Annotated in this window: 12 protein-coding genes; 3 read left to right on the top strand and 9 right to left on the bottom strand. The window is 72.1% G+C overall.

All coding sequences use genetic code 11. The features are described from left to right. The first annotated feature begins 188 nt into the window (after nucleotides 1-188). Both O4J56_RS04585 and O4J56_RS04580 read left to right on the top strand, forming a co-directional pair. A complete protein-coding gene (locus tag O4J56_RS04585; protein WP_270679809.1) occupies nucleotides 189-3,947 on the top strand; it encodes a CHAT domain-containing protein in 3,759 nt (1,252 codons plus the stop codon). Between the two features lie 207 nt (nucleotides 3,948-4,154). Continuing rightward, entirely contained in the window at nucleotides 4,155-4,715 is a 561-nt protein-coding gene (locus O4J56_RS04580; RefSeq protein WP_270679810.1) for a hypothetical protein, read from the top strand. Between the two features lie 225 nt (nucleotides 4,716-4,940). Here the strand turns inward: O4J56_RS04580 and O4J56_RS04575 are convergent, their stop codons facing one another. From O4J56_RS04575 to O4J56_RS04545, 7 genes are all read right to left on the bottom strand, one after another. Continuing rightward, nucleotides 4,941-6,023 (bottom strand): C40 family peptidase, encoded by a 1,083-nt coding sequence (locus O4J56_RS04575; protein ID WP_270679811.1) that lies wholly within the window; start codon nucleotides 6,021-6,023, stop codon nucleotides 4,941-4,943. Beyond that, the gene (locus O4J56_RS04570) at nucleotides 6,016-6,897 is read right to left on the bottom strand and encodes a replication-relaxation family protein (protein WP_270679812.1); all 882 of its coding nucleotides are present in this window, start codon (nucleotides 6,895-6,897) and stop codon (nucleotides 6,016-6,018) included. The genes O4J56_RS04575 and O4J56_RS04570 overlap by 8 nt, the downstream gene beginning before the upstream one ends. 13 nt (nucleotides 6,898-6,910) lie before the next feature. Next, a complete protein-coding gene (locus O4J56_RS04565) occupies nucleotides 6,911-9,226 on the bottom strand; it encodes a type IV secretory system conjugative DNA transfer family protein (RefSeq protein WP_270683804.1) in 2,316 nt (771 codons plus the stop codon). Continuing rightward, complete coding sequence (locus O4J56_RS04560; RefSeq protein ID WP_270679814.1) at nucleotides 9,226-11,007, bottom strand: VirB4 family type IV secretion system protein; 1,782 nt, start codon at nucleotides 11,005-11,007, stop codon at nucleotides 9,226-9,228. Before O4J56_RS04560 ends, O4J56_RS04565 begins: the two co-directional genes overlap by 1 nt. Next, nucleotides 11,007-11,933 carry a PrgI family protein gene (locus O4J56_RS04555; RefSeq protein WP_270679815.1) on the bottom strand — a complete coding sequence of 309 codons (927 nt, stop codon included), beginning with the start codon at nucleotides 11,931-11,933 and terminating at the stop codon, nucleotides 11,007-11,009. The genes O4J56_RS04560 and O4J56_RS04555 overlap by 1 nt, the downstream gene beginning before the upstream one ends. Beyond that, entirely contained in the window at nucleotides 11,934-13,373 is a 1,440-nt protein-coding gene (locus O4J56_RS04550) for a hypothetical protein (RefSeq protein ID WP_270683803.1), read from the bottom strand. A 275-nt stretch (nucleotides 13,374-13,648) separates the two neighbouring features. Next, nucleotides 13,649-13,999 carry a pilin gene (locus O4J56_RS04545; protein ID WP_270683802.1) on the bottom strand — a complete coding sequence of 117 codons (351 nt, stop codon included), beginning with the start codon at nucleotides 13,997-13,999 and terminating at the stop codon, nucleotides 13,649-13,651. 834 nt (nucleotides 14,000-14,833) lie between these two features. On the opposite strand from O4J56_RS04545, the gene O4J56_RS04540 reads away from it, so the two are divergent. Next, a complete protein-coding gene (locus O4J56_RS04540; RefSeq protein ID WP_270683801.1) occupies nucleotides 14,834-16,108 on the top strand; it encodes a pentapeptide repeat-containing protein in 1,275 nt (424 codons plus the stop codon). Between the two features lie 446 nt (nucleotides 16,109-16,554). Here the strand turns inward: O4J56_RS04540 and O4J56_RS04535 are convergent, their stop codons facing one another. Both O4J56_RS04535 and O4J56_RS04530 read right to left on the bottom strand, forming a co-directional pair. Beyond that, nucleotides 16,555-18,672, bottom strand: a complete 2,118-nt coding sequence (locus O4J56_RS04535) for a tetratricopeptide repeat protein (protein WP_270683800.1) — start codon at nucleotides 18,670-18,672, stop codon at nucleotides 16,555-16,557. Then, the gene (locus tag O4J56_RS04530) at nucleotides 18,669-19,073 is read right to left on the bottom strand and encodes a hypothetical protein (protein ID WP_270683799.1); all 405 of its coding nucleotides are present in this window, start codon (nucleotides 19,071-19,073) and stop codon (nucleotides 18,669-18,671) included. The genes O4J56_RS04535 and O4J56_RS04530 overlap by 4 nt, the downstream gene beginning before the upstream one ends. Between the last annotated feature and the right edge of the window lie 474 nt (nucleotides 19,074-19,547).

The following is a 19,547-nucleotide window of genomic DNA, read 5'->3' as shown; positions in this document are numbered from 1 at the left end:
GGGCGTGCCCTGTGGGTGCCTCGGTCGCGTCCGGTGTGTGCGCAGATGGGGAGGCTCAGGTGTGTTGCTCCGTGAGTGCGTTGATTTTCGGGAATCCGTGTAGGGGTGGGTGGCGGGTGTCTAGGCTGGTACCTCCCTCGTGTGTCGCGGGAGCCGCCGCCCCCTTTTTTTGAGGAAGGTCTCGGCCTGTGGAAGACCTGGTCCTGTCGGTCTCGGAGTTCACCCACGCCGCCGGGCGGATGCGGTGGCGCTGGACCCTGTCCACCCCCACCGGTGAGCCGCTGGCGGGCCATGATGTGCGCCTGGAGTACGGGCCGTGGCAGTTCGAGGCGTTCACCAACCTGCCGGGCTACCTGGCGCGCACCACCGCCCCCGACACCCGCCTGGACCAGGAAGCGAAAACCCTGCGTGAGCTGGGGGAGTGGATTGCCGAAGAAGTCTACGGGCCGCAGATCATGGAGCGCCTGGGGCGGCGGCGCGGCGGGGCCGTGGTGCGCGTCGAGGTCCCGCCCGAGGCCCGCGTGCTGGCCTACCGGCCGCTGGAGGCGGCCGTGCTCGACGGGCGGCCGCTGATCGCCCACCGCCTCGTGCTGGTCTGGGACCTGGCCGTCGGGGAGCCGGTGGAGGTGGACAAGGATCCGGTGGGGGAGAGGTTGCGGGTGCTGGCGCTGTTCAGCTTGCCCGAAGGCGAGACGGCGTTGAACCTGCGCAAGGAGCGCCGCGGCCTGGAACGGCTGCTGGAGGGCATCGCCAGGACCCGGGGCAAGGCCGTCGAGCTGCGCGTGGTCCAGTACGGCGCCACCCTGGAGAGCCTCCAAGAGGTGGTGGAGGACGGGCAGGGATGGGATGTGCTGCACCTGTCCGGCCACGGCGCGCGCGGCGTGTTCGTGCTGGAGGACGAGCACGGGGCCGCCCGCCGTGTCTCGACGGGCGAGCTGTGCGAGCACCTGGTGCCGCTGGCGCGGCGGACCCGGCTGGTGGTGGCCTCCTCTTGCTCCTCGGCCGACGGCGAGGTTGCCGAGCAGATGCGGCTGCTGGACCTGGCCGCCCCGAGCCGCGCCTCCGATCCTCCGCAGCAGGACACCCCTGACGGCGGGGACGGGGAGAAGGTGTCGGCGCTGGCGCTCGCGCTCGCCCGGGAGTTGGGGTGTGCGGTGGTGGGGATGCGCTACCCGGTCGTCGACGACTTCGCCATCGACTTCTCGGCCGCGCTGTACGAGCTGGTGGTGGGCAAGGCCAACCCGCTGGGCCGGGCGATGGGCCACGCGGTGCCCCGGGCGGCCGCCGACCCGCCGACCCCCGGCTGCCCGGCGATCAGCGCGGTGACCCCGGTGCTGGTGGGGGCCGGCGCCGCGGAAGTGGAACTGGACGCGCCCGCGGCCCGCACGGCCTCCACGCAGGAGGAGAGCGAGCGCAGGCAGGCACAGCACCGCAAACGGTCCAACCTCCCTGATCCAGGAGAGCACTTCGTGGGGCGGGGCGCGCTGATGGCCCGCGCCCACCGGCTGCTGCACCATGAAAGCGGCGTTCCCGGGGCGGTGTTCCTGGGGATGGCCGGGGCGGGCAAGACCGCGATCGCCACCGAACTGGTGTGGCTGCGCTGCGACGACTTCGACCATGTGGTGTGGTTCCAGGTGCCGGAGGAGGGCAGAGGGGATGTGTACGGGGCGCTGGCGAACCTGGCCGGGGAGATGGAGCGCAAGATCCCCGGCCTGAACATGTCCCGCCTTCTCGGCGACACGGGCAAGCTGGAAGCGTTCCTGCCTGATCTCACCAGCTGGTTCCGCGACGAGTCCATCCTGCTGGTCATCGACAACCTCGAACCCCTGCTGACCGGGCAGAACAACTGGAAGGACCCCCGGTGGGGCAGCCTCCTGGCTGCCGCCATGGAGCACCAAGGCTATGGGCGGGTGGTGCTGACCAGCCGCTACCGGCCCCCTGGCCTGCCCGACCATGTGCGGGTGGAGCGGGTGGACCCTTTGCCGTTGGACGAGGCGGTGCTGCTGGCCCGCCAGCACCCCCGCCTGCGCTCCCTGTTCGACGCCTACGCCGCCGATCCGACCACCGATGACGGCGAGCTGCTGCGCCGCCTGCTGGTGGCCACCCAGGGACACCCTAAGCTGATCGAGCTGGCCGCGGCCCGCGCCGCCACACCCGACGAGCTGGCGGTGTTCCTGGAGGACCCGCAGCGGGTGTGGGGCGGCGGGGTCGACGCCGGAGCCTACCTGGCCGGGGGTGAGCCCACCGCAGGAGTGGAGGACTTCACTCGGGTGCTGCACACCTGGACCCGCCGGGCCCTGGACGGGGCCCGTGAAGCGGAGCATCTGCTGGCCGCGGTGCTGGCCTGCTTGGAAGACGACGACTGCAACTCGGCGGTGCTGGACGCCAACTGGGGTGACATCTGGGAGCGCCTGGGCAAGGAGGGCCCGGCGCCCAACTGGCGCGTCCTGCTGGAGGGGCTTGAGGCCCGGGCCCTGTGCTCCACCCAACCCCTCGATGAAGAGGTGGTGCGGGTGGGGGTGCATCCGGAGGTGGCCGCCGCCCTGGCCGACCACGCCCCCGACGGGGTGCCCGAGGCGGTCGACCACGAACTCGCCGCCTACTGGGCCACGCTCGCCAGATACATGTTGGACAACGAGACCAGTGGCCAGTTGGGGCGGGGGGTGGTGGCGGCGGCGCGGCACGCGCTGCCCTACCTACACCGCACCGGCGATACCGGAACCGCGCTGGTGCTGATCGGGCAGGCCCTGAACCGGGATGGCTCGGCCGCGGTGCGTGGTGCGATGCTGGGTTGGCTGGAGCGTCTAGCCCGCGACACCCGGGGCACTGACCACCAGAACGGTGCCGAGTACCTGATTGGGGTGCTGCTGCTGCGCACCTCCCCCCAGGAGGGCGAGCGGAGGTTGGCAGCCCTGCGGGACCGGTACGCGGCCGAAGGTGACCACAAGCAGGCCCGAGTGGTCGCCACCCGACTGGCCGACCACTACCGGGCCCAGGGGCGCCTGGGTGAGGCGTTGGAGACGGCCGAGCAGGACATCGCCCACAGTGAGAAGACCGGACAGGGCCCCTGGACCCGGCTGGCAGACCAGGGGAGGCGACTGCAGATTCTCATCGCCCGGGGCGAACATGCCCAGGTGCTCCAGGAGGTCCAGACGCTGCTGGAGGAGGCCGGGCACCTGCCCGTCCCCGATCCCGCCACCGAAACCGTCGACACGTGGGACGTCCACGAAGGGCTCCTCGACACCGCCCGCTCGGCCGCTGTAAGGCTGGAGCGGTGGCGGGAATGCCTGGAGCTGACCGCCCGCATCCGCACCTCCCAGCAACGGCGCGGCGCAAGTGAACTGGAGGCCACACGCACCCGGTTCAACGACTACAGCCCTCTTCTGGGCCTAGGCCGCCTGGCCGAGGCCCATACTCTTCTGGAGGAATGCCGCACCGTCTACGAGACCCACCAGGCCTGGGACAGCTTGGGGAAGGTATTCAGCGCCTGGGCGGACCTGGAGCATAGGCGGGGCCGGGTGGAGCAGGCAGCCGCCCGGGGGAAGGACGCGCTGCGCTACCTCTACCGCCGACGCCCGGTCGACCCCGAAAGTGTCAAGGTCGGCCACAACAACCTCGGCAGCTACCTGGCCCGGGGAGGGGATGTCGCTGGGGGGTTGGCCCACCAGCTGGCCGCCCTACTGCTCTCAACCCTGACCACCGGAAAACCCCACCCGCAGATTCTGGTTAACACCGCACTCTCCCTGCACAGGCTGGGTGGGGCACCGGCACCCGACACCTTTGCGGCGGTGCGCGAGGTGGTCGAGCGGGTGGACGGGGTGGGGTTCGCGGCCCTGACCGCTACGTTCACCACACCCGAGCAGGCCGAGGAGGTCCTGCGCCGCCTGCTCGCCGATGCCCGGGAGGCCGTCCAGCACATCCCCGCCGGAGAAGAAGTGGAGAAGTGAGACCGCTGTGACCACCCCGCCGCAGCCCGGGCCGCCCAACCGCGGCGACCCCCCGCACCCGCCCCGTTGCCCCTATTGCTGGGAAACGCCGCCGACCCACCGGCCCGACTGCCCCACCCGGCCCCGCTGATGCGGCTCCTACGCAAACGGAAGCGCCAACCAGCCACCCCGGAGCAACCGCCCGCCCGGGCGGTGCCGAGGTGGCAGGTGCCGCTGCCGCACGGGCGCACCGAGTCCATCCGGGCCATGGGCACCATCGCCGCCCCGCTGCTGGGCGGCTTCAGCCTCGCCGCGACCGCGACGCTGGTCACCGCCGAACAACCGCCGCCGCTGACAGGGTGGGCGCTGGTAGCGCTCGTGGCCGCCGCGGTCGGGTTCGTGTTCTGCGTGCAGTTCACCGCCGCCGGGCTGGGGTATGCGGCAACCCCTGAGGAGCGCCTGGCCTGGTTCCCGGCCGCCGCAACCGATGCGGAGCTGATGGCGCGCCTGGAGCGCGTGCAGGCCATGGACGCCGACCTGGAGAACCGCTACATCCACCGGGCCCGCTTGACCTACCGGGTCGCATTGGTGGCCTTCCTGGCCGGGATCATGCTGATCTGCATTCCCGACAGCCTGGACTGGCCGCGCATCACCGCCGCCGGGCTGGCGGGGGCCGCGCTGGCCGTCGAGCTGGTGTGGCTGGCCGCCAACGCGCTGGGACGCTACCCGCAGTGGCTGCTGCCCTCCTACCGCACGCCCGACCCAAAGGAGGCCCCGGACCGGAAGTGACAACCGGCCGACCCACAGCCTCACACACCCCAGCACCCGCCCCGAGCGGTCGGCGTTCCGCCCATGCCGCTGCTTGGGTTTGATGCGGATAGGCGCCCGGGCCATGAGTGCGGAAGGAGAGCCGACGGGGAACCCGTCGGCTCTCTGGCCGTGAGGTGCGCCAAGCGACCAAGCAAAGCAAGCGCCTCGGCCGTCTATGAGCCTAGCGAGCACGGCGGCCTACGGCTATGGGGGTGGACTGACCGCTCCCATGAAGCGCGGGCTGTAGAACTCGCCCTGTACGGGCTCGGTGCGGACGGTTTTGCCGGAGGACGGTGCGTTCACCATCTGGCCCTCGCCGATGTACATCGTCACGTGGGATGGGGCCGGACCGGGGGCGCCGGCGTCGGTGGTGTCGTAGAACAGGAGATCGCCGGGCTGGAGCGCGTCGAGGGAGACCCGTTCGCCTGCCTGGTACTGGTCGGTGGTCACCCGCGGGATGTCGACCCCGGCGGCGGCCCATGCCCCTTGGACCAGGCTGGAGCAGTCGTAGGCGTCAGGGCCGTTGGCGCCGTAGACGTAGGGCTTTCCAAGCTGCTGAAGTGCCCACTCGACCGCGGCGCGCTCGCCTTGGCCCGCCGGGCCGGGCGCGTCGCCCGCAGCAGGTGCGGCGGGAACCGCGTCGAAGCGGTCGATCTCGGTGAGCACCTGGTCCACGTACCAGTCGGCGTTGTTGTAGCGGAACAGGGCCCGGGAGAGCTGGTCGCGGTCGTTGAAGTCGACGTTCCCGCCGCCGCTCATGCACAGCTCGCGGGCGCTGGCCAGGGCGCTGTCGTAGGCGTTGTGCGGGTCGGTGGTGCCGTCTGCGTTGCCATCGGCGCCGTAGGTGGACCAGCCGCTGGGCAGGTGCTGGTTCGGGCCGACGGCCCGGTCGTATTCGGTGTCGCCGTCCCAGCGGCCGCCGTCGGTGTCGTAGTGCGGGGTGAGGTTGCCGCCGTTGCCCGAGCCGTCGAGGCGGGGGCCGATCATCGGCGGGGAGACGTCGCCTTCGGGTGAGATGTCGTGCCCGGCGAGCAGGTCGGATTCGACCTTGCCGATTCCGGCGAGGACCTGCCACCGCATCCCGGTGCATCCGGGGAACTCCTGCTCCAGAGCGGCAGGGGCGCGCACGTAGGCGTCCAGAAGCGTGTCCGGAACTCCTTCCACGCCCTGTGGGGCGGAAGCGGAAGGGGCACTGCCGCTGAGCGCTGCGGTGAACGTTGAGATCGCGATGCCGACCAGCAGCACGGGGACGAGCAGGAGCGCCAGCAGGCAGCCGGGGCTACCCATCGGGCTCCTCCCCACCCTCCTCCCAGCCGGGCAGGAACGGCTGGTGCGGGGCCGGCGCTCCCAGTTCGGCGAGTGTGCGCTGCCACGTCTGTCCGAAGGGCGTCCAGACGCGGTCGGCGGGGTGGGCGCCGTGCACCCCGGTCGCCGCGGGGACCGGGGGTTCGCCGACGTAGCGGTGGAGGTTCTCGGCTCGCTTGGCCGAGGGGAGCCAGAACAGCACGGTGCCCTGGTGGCCGGTCAGCCGGGACAGCTCGTGGTAGGCGTCGAGCTTGGCCGCCAGGCGGCGCAGCGGTTCGGTCCCACGGTCGTACTCGAGGAAGAAGAGCACGGCGTGCTCGCCTTCGCTCCAGTGCCCGGCGGCGTCGGGTCGGACGACGTCGCCGAACTGCTGCTCGCACTCGCGGGCGGTCCGCCACGCCAAGCGCGCGCGGCGCACGCGGGCGAGGTTGGTCAGGTCGACGAAGAAGTCGTTGGTGCCGATGGTGTGGTCGAGCGAGCTGCGGTAGGCCACCGCGAGGACGCGGTCGCGTCGGTATCCCCACTCTCGGGCCGTGGTGCCGTGCTCGGCGGCGAGGATCTCCGCCCCTGGGGCGTCGAGGAGGTAGTGCCACGGGGCGCTTCCCACCGGGGTCCAGGGGCGGAAGCGCTCCAGGGCGCGCAGCCGGTACAGCGTGAGCAGCCGGGTCTTGGCCGAGGAGTAAGAGGCGAACTCCAGGCGGGCGATCTGGTCGGTGGTCAGGACGCGATGGCGGTGAACCAGGCGCATGATGCGCAGGTCGCGCGGGGTCAGGCGGCTGATGAGCCGGTGGATCGCCTCGGGCGTGGTGCGGGGGCGGACGACGTCGCGGTGGTCGGGGCGAGGGGAAAGGCGCACGGCGGTACCTCCTTCACGGGGCGGGGCTGTGGCGGCGGGCGGCCTTGCGCACCTGCGTGGCCCGCCCCTTGACCGGGGGCGGGAGCGCTCGGGTCCGCAGGGTGAAGCTCGGGGACAGCGCCCCGTGGGAGACCAGGCGGGCGGCGGCCTGGAAGGCGTCCAGATGCGACAGGTCGTGCTCGGAGAGGTTGGGGCGAACGTGGCGCGCCAGGACGTGGGCGTCCTCGGGGCTGACGTCGAAGAACAGCTTGGAGCGGGCGTTGGCCGAGACCGCTTCGCGAAGGTCGCGGGGGAGTTGGGAGAGGTCCTGGTGGGCCAGGACGAGCCCGGCGCGGTAGGCGCGCGCTTCGGCGAGCATCTCGTCGATGCCGTAGGGCAAGGTCAGGAAGTTCTGGCACTCGTCCAGGTAGATGCCGATGTCGCGGCGCTCAGCTTCGCCCTGGCGAGCGCGTGCCAGGACGGCGTTCCAGGTCTGGGCGAGCAGCAGTGAGCCCAGGAGGCTGGAGGTGTCGGCTCCGAGAACGCCCTTGGGCAGCCGGGCGATGACCACCGCACCGTCATCGAGCAGGCCGCGCAGGTCGAGGCTGTTTTTGCCGCTGGCCAGCAGGTCGCGGGCGAATCCGCGCAGCAGCACGCTGCGCAGCTTGTTGGCCAGCGGGGCTGTGGCGTGCGCGCGGGCCTGTTCGGACAGGTCTTCGTACCAGGACCAGAACCCTTTGAGGACGGGGCCGGAGATGCGGGCGGTGGCGCGGCGCCGGAAGCTCGCGTTCTCCAGCAGGCGCGGGATGTTGGCCAGGCCGGCGTGTGGGGTCCCGGCCAGGGTCAGGCAGGCCGAACGCAGGATGTCCTCGGTGCGCGGCCCCCAGGAGTCGGCGAAGATCCGTCGGAAGATCCCGGTGACCATGTCGGCCGAGCGCTCGCGTTCCCCGCGCCGCCCGGAGAGTACGGACAGGGGCGGGGGAGGGGCGTTGTCGTCGGGGTCGATCAGCACCACGCGCTCGATCGCCTCTTCGGGGAGCCGGGAGAGCAGGAGGTCGGACTCGCCCTTGGGCTCGATGAATACGCACCCGCGGCCCTTGCCGATGTCGTCGAGGATCATGTTCAGCAGGGTGGTGGTCTTGCCGGTCCCGGTGCCGCCGATGACGTGCATGTGGTGGCGTGCGTCCGCCACGCGAAGGCCGATCGGCCGGGGGCGCGCCCCTTCGGCGCGTCCGAGCAGGCGGCTGTCGGGGGCGTTTCCGGCGATGCCCGGCGGAGGGGATGCAGGCCGGGCAGGGGCGCGCTCCAGGCCGGGCACCATGTCGTCGACCGGGAGGTGGGCCACGGCGGCCAGCTCGCGGGCCGAGAGCAGGTCACCGCGGTGGAACCAGCGCGCGGCGGCCATGCGCCCGGCGACGATGGGCAGTCGCACGCGCACGTAGTGGTTGTAGTGGGTGAACACGGCGAAGGCCCCGGCGACCGCGTGCGCTCGGCCGCGCCGCCGCTCGGTCTCCTCGGGTGTGGTTCCGGGGCTGGTGACCAGGTAGCGCACCAGTGTTTCCAGCCGTGGGGCGGTCGCCTTGGTGAGGATGGCGTGGACCTCGCCGGAGACCTCGGGGCGCAGCGCCATCAGCGAGGCGCGGGAGGACTTGCCCGGGGTGATGGCGTCGAGCAGCCCGGAGGTGCCGTGGGCCTGGCGGAGCCGGGAGGCGGCGGTGTTGGCCTGGCGCAGGCGGCCTCCGGTGACCGGGCGTACCGCGACCTGCACGAGCACCTGTTCACCGGGGGCCGGTGAGCCGGCCGCGCCGATCACCGCGCGCAGCGGGTCGTCCTCGTGCCGCGTGGCCAAGGGGAAGTGGTCCGGGCGGGCGAGGCGCAGCAGGCCGCCGTGACAGGCGCGCTTGGGATCGGGGACGGGGATCGGGCGTGCGGTGGCCGACGCGCCCGGCCATGCCGCCTCGACGGCGCGCTCGACGAGTCCGGGTGGGATCGGCCCGGGCACCCACAGCCGGATGCGTAAGCCGTCGGAGTCGGTGAGGTACTCCCAGACCACGTGGGGCTGGCCGAACAGCAGGCGCTTCCACGCGGGCCGCAGCAGCCCGAGCATCCGGGTCCACAGCGCCTCGGCCCCCGACAGGTCCGTGGTCGGGGGCGGCAGGATCTCCACGAGCCGGGCGTTGCGCTGCCAGGCCGCTATCCGCACGACGGCCACCACGATGCGCCCCGCATGCACTGCGACCATGACGGCGGGGACGAGCACCAGCAGCCACCAGCCGACCGCAGCAAGGACGCCGAGCAGGATCTCGGCGAGCAGCGTCGGCAGGCGGCCCAAGTCGACGAAGATGTCCATCACAGCAGGTCGTCCTCCTCTGCAGCGAGATCCACGGCAAGGGGGCCGTCGCCGTGCGCGGTGTCCAGCAGCTCGGTGGGGTCGGTGGTCACCAATCGGTGCTCGGCCTCGCTCGCCACCACCTGGAAGGCGACTCGGCGGTCCCCGCTGCACAGCAGCGCCTGGCCGGGGGAGGCGGTGAGCAGGTGCTGCTGCTCGCCCTCGGACAGGCCGAAGGCGGAGGCCACCTGGTCGATGGCCTGCGGCGCCTGGCGCATGAGGATCTGGGTGGCGGCGTTGGCCACCACGGCCCGCCCCAGCTCGCTACCGAGCACATCCCCGGCGTCCTGCGTGGCCACCGTCAGCCCGACCCACCTCTTGCGTGCGGCCTTGGCCAAGCGGAACAGGAAGCGGGCGCCTTCGTCGGCCTGCAAGAGCTGCCAGCCTTCATCGACCAGCACCATGCGCGGATGGTCAGCGCGGGCCTCGGCGACGGTGCGCCAGATCGAATCCAGCGCCAGCAGGGTTCCGACAGCCTTGAGCTCATCGGGCAGCTCGCGCAGCGACCAGGACACCAGGTGCCCGGCCGGGCGGCTGGTGGTCGGCGCGGCGAACAGCTCCCGGTGCGAGCCCGTCACGAACGGCTCGAGCTCATCGGCGACCTGCCGGCCGTCCTCGCCCTCGGAGCGCAGCACCTCGGAGAGGTCGCTGAGCAGCGGGGCGGGCCGGTTCCAGGTGCGCCGGTCGGTGGTGATCCCGGCCTTGGCGTAGGCGGCCACCAGCGCCCGGTCCAATGCGGCGCGGCGGCGCGGCTCCAAGGGGCGGCCCAGCATCACCGCGAGCAGCGTGTGCAAGAACAGAGCCCGGCGGGTCAGCGCGTCGCGCTTGGCCGTCTCGTCCAGCGCCAGATCGAGGGGGTTGAGGTGGACCCCGGGGGCGCCGAGCCGGATGACCGTGCCGCCCACGGCCTCGGCCAGCCGGGAGTACTCGTCCTCCGGGTCCACTACGGCCGCGCTCACCCCGGCATACAGGTTGCGCAACAGGTCCAGCTTGCAGAAGTAGCTCTTCCCGGCCCCCGAGCGGGCCAGGACCACGGAGTTGTAGGAGTCCAGGGCCCACCGGTCCCAGACGACCACCCCGGAGGAGGCGGCGTTCAGCCCGTACAGGACCGCGGTCGGCGAGGCCTCCACGGCCAGGTCCGGACTGGCGAAGGGGAAGGAGGCCGACAGGGCTGCGGTGTCCATGCTCCGGCGCTGATCGAGCAGGTCCACCCCGAGAGGCAGTGCCGAGATCCACCCCTGGAGCTGGCGGAACGTCGTGGGACGCGCATCGAGCAGGAGGGAGGCCAGCAGCGACTGGACGTGCCCGACCTCGTCGTCGAGCTGCTGCTCGGTGGCGGCGTGGACGGTGATGTAGACGCCGACGCGGAACAGCTTGCCCTCCCCGCGCGCCAGGGCGGCCGCCATCTGTCGGGCGTCCTCGGCCGCGGCTTCGGTCTCGAAGTCCTCCAGGCGACCCTGTTCGGCATCGGCCCGCGCTGAGGACTCGAACCTGGCCATCTGGCGCTTGAGGCGGACGGAGGCGACCGCGGGTGGCACGGGCTCTACATGGAGCGAGACCTCCAGTCGGCCCGGGTAGGTCAGCAGAGGCTCCAACCAGGCATAGCCCACCTCGGGCGGGTACCCGGTGACGACGAACGACGCCGCCACCCCGTCCCCGAGATGGATGCGGCGCGGCTCGATGTCGACATCGGCCTCCGGAACTCCGCCCCCATCCCCGCGGGCCTCTCGCCTCCTGCGCATCAGTCCTCCTTCCAGCCGGGCCCGGTGATGACAGCCTCCGGGGATGCCTGGCCCTCCGGCGGTGCGGCATTCGGGTCGGTCGGGTTGGCGGCCGCGGCCAGGACGGCAGCCGCCTGGGCGCCGTCGAGGATCGCCGCCGAGCTGCCGGCGGCCGCCAGGGCGCGGACCGCGTCCTCGGCCCGGCGCCTCACCGTCGCCGCGCCGTGCCGTCCCTTCCCGGCGGGCTCGCGGATGACGAGCAGGACTTGCCGGTAGAGCAGGTCCCGCCCCTCGGCCAGGGAGTCGATGAAGTCGGCGTGGTCGCGCGCGGCGCGCTGGAGCGCCGGATGCGGGAGCGAGGGCACTGCCGCATCGAGCGCGGCGACCAGCGGGTCCAGCCGCACCGCCTCGGCCCTGACGAGGAACTGCACCGGGCAGGCCAGCGAGTTCAAGAAGGCGCCGAACCCGGCCACGAGGGCGGCCTGCTCCTGCTCGGTGCGCAGGTGGAAGTTGACGGTCGAGCACGAAAGGAGAACGGCGCAACCGTGCTCGGCCAGATCGATCACCCCGTCCTCACCGACGGCCGAGACCGGCAGGTCCAGAGGAGCAGGCAGGGGCGGGCCCTGGGCGGCGACCCAGCTCGGCATGACCTGTTCAGCGCCGTGACGAGTGGAGCGCCTGCGCGCAGAGCGCCGGAACCGCCAGGCGGCCAAGGCGAGCTGGTCCAGGCTCAACCCGTCCCGCTTGACCAGCGCCGCGGCCGTCGAAGCGCCCAACACCGGGACGGCGACGCCGACCAGCACGGGAAGCGGAGCCGTGTCCAGCAACGGCGCCAGCAGCGCCCACGTCGCCAGGGCAGGGACCCCGATGATCACGAGCTGGCGGGCGGTGAGCCCGGCCAGGATGCGGTCCTCGCGTTCGATGTCGGCGGGCATGCGCACACGCATCTACTCCTCCTCCCTCCTCGGCCTTCGAGGGCGCCCCCGACGCGGCCTGGACCGGACGGGGCGCTTGCGGGGGTCGCGACTGTAGGGCTTGGGCGGCTCGCGTGGCGGGGGAGGCGCCTGCGATGACGTCTGCGACGACGAGCCGGACGGCCCTGCAGGCGGTGGCCGACGGGGCGGACGCCGCATCTCGGCAGTGGTCTCGAACAGCGGCTCCTGCTTGGAGCGCCGTGGGCGGGCCATGCCCGGTATCGGGCCTTGGCGCCACCGCGCTCGAGGCATCCCGGGGACCGGATCCTGACGCCACCTTCTGCGCGCGGTCTGCTGGCCGTCATCGGGGAGAGGGGACTGGTACCAGCGGCTGCGTTTGCCGCTTCGGCGCTGCTGGTCTGCGCCGATGTCGTGATCGATCCCGGGCAGCGGCGACTGCGTGGGTTTCGGCTTGGGCAGGTCGAGGGGGAGCTCGGGCTGGTGCCAGCGCGGCTTGCCGGTGGCCGGTTTCTGCTGGGATGCGGCCGCGGCGGAGTGCCGAGCCGCCTGTGGAGCCGCGGTCTTCGCCGTCTTCGCGGCCCTGCCCGCGGCGACCGCCTTTCCGATGCTGCGCAAGACCAGCATGCTCACCGCGAACTTCGCCACCCGCACCACCGGGCTGGCCTGGTAGTTGAACACCCGCTTGAACGCCCAGAACGGGACGCGCACCAACACGTACAGGCACGAGATCAACAGGAAGACGTCGACCACGGACCCCGCGGCCTCCCTGAAGTCGACCGCGCCGAGCATCTGCTCCCGGGACAGGAACACCGCCACTGCGATGCGCAGGACCAAGGCCTGGGCGACGGGGATGACCAGCACCGCCGCCACGGCCCGCCACCACAGTCGGGCCATGGCCTCGGTCTGCGGTAGCGCGTGGAAGGCCAGCGCGATCGGCGCCACCGCGCACAGCAGCATCCACAGCATGACGCGGATCAGCGCCGCCAGCAGGAAGAACAGCTGCAGGAGGCCGGCGACCAGGAAGAGCAGGACCACCACGAGCAGCTCGGAGGCTGGATCGGTCGCCAGGCGGGCGAAGGCGTTGGCCACTCCTTCCGGGGTCGCCGCGTCCCCGAGGAGGGCGGCCACCACGGCGTTGGTGAACTCGGCCATCATTCGGCACAGGAACCACGAGGCGTTCGCGCCGACGAAGCCCAGGACCAGTCGCGGCAGCACTTCCTTGAGGGAAGTGGAGGCCTGGACGGTCGGGTTGGTCATGACCAGGACCCCGGCGATGGTCACCACCAGCACGTAGGCCGTGTTGGTGACTGCCAGCGAGACCTGCCAGCCCTCCTCGATCCCGCCGGCTGGGATGGGGGTGGAGAGCATGCCGACGGCCGCGTCCACCAGCTTCATCCCGATGAGGCTGGTGACCAGCGAGAGGACCCAGCCGTAGAAGGCCTCCTCGGCCATGCACCCGTAGTCGAAGGGGCCGCAGGGTTCTTCGGCAGGGGCGTCAGGGTCCTCCTCAGGCGGTGAGGGTTCGGGCCCCGGCTCGGGAGACGGCTCAGGGCTCGGATCCGGCTCCTCCTGCTCCGGCGGCGGCTCGGGCGGCGCGCCGGGGGAGGGCTCGGGCACTTCAGCCGCCAGAACCGCGGCGGCCCCAGGAGCGGCCCCCTCGCCCGACATGACCGAGAACGCGACAGCGACCGCAAGGACTAGGATCGCGAGGACCGACCGCCGCCCGGTCATGACAGCCCCAGGAAGCCGCGCAAGATTTCCACCAGGAGCGGGGCCAGGATCGCGACCCCGTAGCCCAGGGCGGCGAACTTCAGGGTGTCCTTGGCCTTGGACACCTCACCGGGGTCGCCGCCGGCCAGCAGGTAGCGCAGCCCGCCGATGGTCAGGAACAGCGTCGCCAGCGCGACGAGCAGCCCGACCAGCCAGTTCCGGATGTTGGTGATGACCTCGTTCAGGTCGCTCACCCCGGGGTCGGTGTCACCGGTCCCGGCCAGGGCGGGGGCGGCCGCGATCAGCATGAACACGACGACGGCGAGGAGCAGGACGAAGACGGCTCTGGCGCCCGGTGTGCTCGGCATCGGCTCTCCTCACTGGTGCGGGGCCAGCAGGGGAGGCGGGGAAGCCGACTACTCCTTCCTGTGCACGGTGGGTTCTCCGGAGGCTCGCTGCTCCCCCGCCCTTGGGAGTGGGGCACCCGAAGGAGCCCTCATCACCAATGCAGATTGGGGGAGGCGGGCGCGCTCAGACCCGACAGGGCCGCTTCTGCACCCACTGTGCGCCCCAGTCGAGAGAAGGTCGCGTACTTGGGAACACCTGCTTCATCCCTTAAGGAGGAGGCGGCTACGTGCCCCAGTTGGCTTATAGGTCCGATCACGTCGCCTTGGTGGTGGTCGAAGGCCGCCCGGTCGGTCTCGGTGAGGCGGCAGCCCTGCCGGGCGCCGCCGTCGTGCTCGGGAGAGTCCGGGCCGATCCAGCGCCAAACGGTGCGCTGGTTGCCCTAGCCCCCGGCTGCGGTTAGCCGGACATGGCGCGATGTGAGCTTCGTCGGTGAGCTGGCGCAGCCACGCGGCGGCCACACGGCGCCTCTCGGGCTCGGCCCATCCCGTTCCCCTCCGGGGTCACCGGCTGTGACGACGTTCGGGGGTGGGCGGCCTTCGCTGGGGGGCACTAGCGCCCGCTTACCGGCGGTCAGAAACGGTTGAAACGGGAAAGAACCGGGCGCGGCGTGTAGACCACTGCCAACGCCCGGATTGGTCTACCTTTTGGCCTGCGGGAACGTCGCCACGAACGTGCGTGGGGCGCCGGGGCGCGCCTTCCGTGCACCGGCCGGCGCGCGGTGACGGTACGTGACTCTCGGCCGGGATGAGGCAACCCCTGCCCGCACCGGCGGCGAGCGGCCTACCGTGGCGGCCATGCGCTCACCCACCCCCCGCCAGTGGACCGGCATCGCCCTCGCCGCCGTGGCGCTGCCCGCGCTCACCGCCACCGCCTGGCCCCTGATCCCCTTCCTCGCCGGCCTGGCGCCCGAGGCCCTGCCGCTGGGGCGCACCCTGTGGGGGCTGTTCTTCGCCGCCGTGCTCGTGGCCGCGGCCGTTCTGGTCCGCTCCCAAGCCCGCTGGGGGGCGGTGTGGCTGGGGTGGCTGATCCTGACCGCCTGGACGGCCGCCATCGCCGTTGTCGCAGGGGTCGTGCTCGTCGTCTGGCTCATCCTGGGCTCCCCCGGCCTGAAAGAGGTCCGCCAACTCACCCCAACAGACCTGGACGCGATCGCCACCCGCGCCTTCGCCATCGTGGCCGGACTGGGCGGTGTGGCCCTGCTGGTGATCGCCTACCGGCGCCAGCGCACCATCGAGAACGGCGAGCAGCGCGAGGTCACCAAGCTGTTCAACGAACGCTTCACCACCGCCTACACCGAACTGGGCAATGAGCAGGCCGCCGTGCGGCTGGGCGCCGTCCACGCCCTGGCCCACCTGGCCGACGACGCCCCGCCGGGCCGAGAGGACCTGCTGCAGATGGTCATCGACGTGCTGTGCGCCTACCTGCGCATGCCCTACACCCCCGCACCCGGCCCACTGCCCGAGAACGCCACCGACGAGCAGGCCGCCGACCACCGCGACCGCGAGCTGGAGTTCGCCTCCTTCCGCGAAGTACGGCACACCGTCATCCGCATCATCGGCGACCGCCTGCGCAAACCCACCCGCTGGCGCGGCAAAGACTACGACTTCACCGGCACCGTCTTCGACGGCGGCGACCTGACCGGCGCCAACTTCACCGACGGGAGGGTGGACTTCACCATGGCCCGCTTCACCGGCGGAATGGTGAACTTCCGCGACGCCAACTTCACCGGCGGGACCGTGAGCTTCATCGGCGCCAACTTCACCGGCGGGATAGTGAGCTTCATCGGGGCCCGCTTCAGAGACGGGATGGTGAACTTCGACGTGGCCGCCTTCACCGGCGGGATGGTGCACTTCGGTGCGGCCACCTTCACCGGCGGGAGGGTGAACTTCGGCAGGGCCCGCTTCGCCGGTGGGACGGTGGACTTTGGCAGGGCCGAGGGCGCGTGCCCCACTGGGCTGGTGGACGCCATCGAGAAGGGGGAACCAGAGGTAGTGGCCTTGCCCGCCTCGTGGCGGCGGCCTGACGGCCAAAACGATGGACAGCAACCCCCCGAAACGTCTGGTCACTGACATCTCCGCTGCGCCGACCACTGCCATGTTCACTGCGCTCAACACGGGGGTGTCGGTGTCGTGGTGGTCCGGCGGGGGCGCCGAAGACTTAAACAGACCGCGAAGGCCTTGAAGAAGCTGTGGAAGAGGTTGTCCACATGCGGCGAAGTCGCCCTGGCGGCCGCTGGCGGATTCGGGTGAGGGTGGTAGTGTGGGCCGCCGACGAGCGCGGCGCCGCCCGGCCCCGGACGGGGTCAGCCCTTGTAGTGCCTCCCCGCCGCCTGCTCCGGCCGGAGGCCATCGAGTGGTGGTCTTGCTCGCCCCCAACGGGGCCGACAAGACCACCATCCCGCCGCTGAGCGCGCTGGCCCGGGGCGGCGCGGTTGATGCCGTCGCCGCTCATCCGCCCCGTGCCACGGATCAGGGTGTCGGGGGTTCCGGCGGGCGGCCGTGGGCCTCGGCGGTGTTCAGCGGCGGTTCTCGTCGCGGACTCGCATGTACTGGGCGTCGGCCTGCTTCGCCGCCTCTTCCAAGCCAGCCGCGGAGAGCCAGTCCCTGGCGATCCGGCGGCGGTTCTCGTCGCGGACTCGCATGTACAGGGTGTCGGCCCGCTTCGCCGCCTCGGCCGCCTTTTCGAACCGGCCCGCCTGTTGCAGCGCTGGCCCGAGGTTGTTCCACACCGTGGCTTCGCCGTGGATGTCTCCGCTCCGTCGGCGGTACTCCAGGTCGCGGTTGTGGGCTTTGATGGCCTCCTCTGACCGGCCCGCCTCGCGCGACGCTAGGCCGAGGTTGTTGATCGCCTGAGCCTCGCCGTGGGCGTCCTCGACTCGTTGGTAAAGCTCACGTGCGCGGGTGAGGGCGTCGATCGCTTCCCCCGACCGCCCGAGCTCGTACAGCGCCGTGCCGAGGTTGTTGAACGCGCGGGCTTCTCCGTGGGCGTCCCCGACCCGCTGCGCGATCTCGCGTGCGCGGGTGAGGGCCTTGATGGCCTCGTCAAACCGCCGCTTCCCCTGCAGCGCCAGGCTGAGATTGTTGAACGCGCAGGCTTCGCCTGACTGGTCGCCGACGGTACGAGCCGCCGTCTGGGCCGAGCGTGAGACCGCCTCCAGATCCTCGAAGCGGCGCCGTCGGTCCAGGTAATGGGCCAGGCGCAGCGGCAGGGCGACGGCCGCGCGGGGGTGCTTCAGGGCGGGGGCGGCCAGAGCGGCGGCCACCAGGGTGGCGCGTTCGGCGTCCAGCCACGCCCAGGCCTCGGCGGGGTCGGCGAAGCGGCTGCCGGTGCTGGCGGGTCGGCTGGGCAGGGCCTCCACCCGGTCGCTGGCATCGCGGGCCAGGGCCGTGTAGTGGCCCAGCAGCCGCTTCTGGGCCCTGGCCCAGGCCCGGGGCCAGCCGACGAGGGTGCGGGGGCGGGCACGGGTGTAGTCAGCCAGCAGGTCGTGCATCGCCCACCGCCCCCCGCCGCGGCTGGAGGCCACCAGGCGGGCGGCCTCCAGCCCTTCCAGCACCTCCTCGGCCTCCTCGTGCTCCAGGTCAGCCAGCACCGCGGCCGCCTCCGTGGAGGTGTCGGGGCCCGGGGCCGACCCGAGTAGCAGGAACATCCGCGCCTGGCGCTCGTCCAGCTGGTCGAAGGAGGCGTCGAAGACCGCGCGCAGGCTGCGCTCGCGGTCCGAGAGCCGCTCCAGCCGGGCCGCGGCACCGGCCAGGCGCAGGGCGAGGCGGCCCGGCGTCAGGCCGGCCGAGGCGGCGATGCGGGCCGCAGCGATCTCCAGGGCCAGCGGCAGGAAACCGCAGGACCGTGCCAGCTCGGCGATCCCTTCGGTGCAGGGGGCGCACCCCAGGGCGCGGGCCAGCAGGTCGGCGGCCGCGCCTGGGGGCAGGACGTCCAGGTCCAGGTGGACCGCGCCGGACAGGGCGTGCAGCCCGCCGCGGCCGGTGGCCAGCAGCCGGTGCCCGCCGGGACCGGGCAGCAGCGGGCGCACCTCGGCCGCGTCGCGGGCGTTGTCGGCCACCACCAGCACCGGGCGCCCTCGCTCGTCAGCCTGCGACAGGGCGGCCAGGGCCGAGCGGTAGAGCCCGGCGCGTTCCTGCACGCCGGCGGGGATGTCGACTGGGTCGGTGCCCATATCGCGCAGCAGCTTGTCCAGCGCGGCCTCCGGGGGCAAGGGCTGGGCTGCGGGGGTGTAGCCCTGCAGGTCCACGAACAGCTCGGCGCAGAACCACCCCTCGCGCTGGGCGAGGGCGCCCGCGGCGGCGGCCAGGGCGGTCTTTCCCACCCCGCCCATGCCCGCCACCGCCGAGACCACCACCCCACCGCCGTCTTGGTGGGTGGCGGTGCGGCGGGGGTCGAGCGAGCCCAACAGCTCGTCCAGCTCTTGGCCGCGCCCGCTGAGCACCGGCGGCGGGGCGGGTAGGGCGTGCAGCGCGGTGGGCAGCGGCGGCGGCATCTGGACGACCTGCGTCCCGATGACGGGGGCGTGGAAGGTGGCGCTGGAGAAGTCGACATGGTCACCGCCATAGCGCTGAGCCTGCGTGTCGTCTTCATCCGGGGCGGTTCCGCGGTCCTGTCGGCCGTCGCGGCCGCTCACTGCTTCCCGCCGCTGCGCGGATCGGGACCGGTGGCGCACTTGCCGGTGACCGGGGCGTGGAAGGTGGCGCCGGAGAAGTCGACATGGTCACCGCCATAGCGCCGGACCCGCACACCGCCCTCGATGCTCCCGGCCTGGACGGCCATGCCTTGTTCTCCGCCCTCTATGCGGTTGATGGTGCCGTTGCCGACCGGGGGAGGCTCTTCCGGGGCGCTGCCCCGGAGGCCGCTGCGGCGCGAGACGAAGACGAGCACCAGCGTGGCCACCACGCATACCCTGGCGGTGATCCCCATAAGGCCGCCCAGCCCGCTAACGCCGGAGAGGAAGCCGTGGGCAGCCCACAGCAGGCCCGTGACCACGGTGATGGTGAGCGCCGTCCAGAAGGAGAGCATGCGCAGCATGCCCCGATTCTGCCCGCCCTGGCCCGCCCGCGCAGCCGGATCCGTTAAGCGGTCGAGCCCCGACAAGCCATGTAACACACCTCGCCGAGCGCGCTTCCAGGTCCTGGCGCGCGGCCGCGAGGACGGCGTGCCCATCTCCATGTCGGCGGCGATCCCGCCGGGCGCCCGCGACGGGCTGCTTCCCGATGACGACGCGCGGCTCCTGCGCGGCCTCCAGCTCGACGTCGACACCACCCACCCCGGCCTCGGTCATCCGCGCTCGCCTGGAGGCCCTGGCCGAGGTGGGGCCGACGCTGCCCCGGCACGTGAGCGGCTGAGAAAGACTTCGCGAAGCCGTGACCAGCAAAAACAAGAAGTTGTCGCGCCTTCGCCGACATGTCGGCTAGCGCAGTTGGATAGTCTTCGCACAGCGCATCGAAGTCGGGTTTCCCGACTTCGGGCAAGAGCAGCATGTATAGAAGAGGGCCCGCGCTG

Source organism: Nocardiopsis endophytica (assembly GCF_027706725.1).
GTDB classification, from domain to species: domain Bacteria; phylum Actinomycetota; class Actinomycetes; order Streptosporangiales; family Streptosporangiaceae; genus Nocardiopsis_A; species Nocardiopsis_A endophytica.
The sequence above is the reverse complement of the archived record's forward strand: the minus strand, read 5'-3'. Positions and strand labels throughout refer to the sequence as shown.

Bases quoted from the DNA above. Each gene is read 5' to 3' on its own strand.
- O4J56_RS04575 (WP_270679811.1), bottom strand. From the start codon at position 6,023: ATGGGTAGCCCCGGCTGCCTGCTGGCGCTCCTGCTCGTCCCCGTGCTG.
- O4J56_RS04565 (WP_270683804.1), bottom strand. From the start codon at position 9,226: ATGGACATCTTCGTCGACTTGGGCCGCCTGCCGACGCTGCTCGCCGAG.
- O4J56_RS04560 (WP_270679814.1), bottom strand. From the start codon at position 11,007: ATGCGCAGGAGGCGAGAGGCCCGCGGGGATGGGGGCGGAGTTCCGGAG.
- O4J56_RS04555 (WP_270679815.1), bottom strand. From the start codon at position 11,933: ATGCGTGTGCGCATGCCCGCCGACATCGAACGCGAGGACCGCATCCTG.
- O4J56_RS04550 (WP_270683803.1), bottom strand. From the start codon at position 13,373: ATGGCCGAGGAGGCCTTCTACGGCTGGGTCCTCTCGCTGGTCACCAGC.
- O4J56_RS04545 (WP_270683802.1), bottom strand. From the start codon at position 13,999: ATGCCGAGCACACCGGGCGCCAGAGCCGTCTTCGTCCTGCTCCTCGCC.
- O4J56_RS04540 (WP_270683801.1), top strand. From the start codon at position 14,834: ATGCGCTCACCCACCCCCCGCCAGTGGACCGGCATCGCCCTCGCCGCC.
- O4J56_RS04530 (WP_270683799.1), bottom strand. From the start codon at position 19,073: ATGCTGCGCATGCTCTCCTTCTGGACGGCGCTCACCATCACCGTGGTC.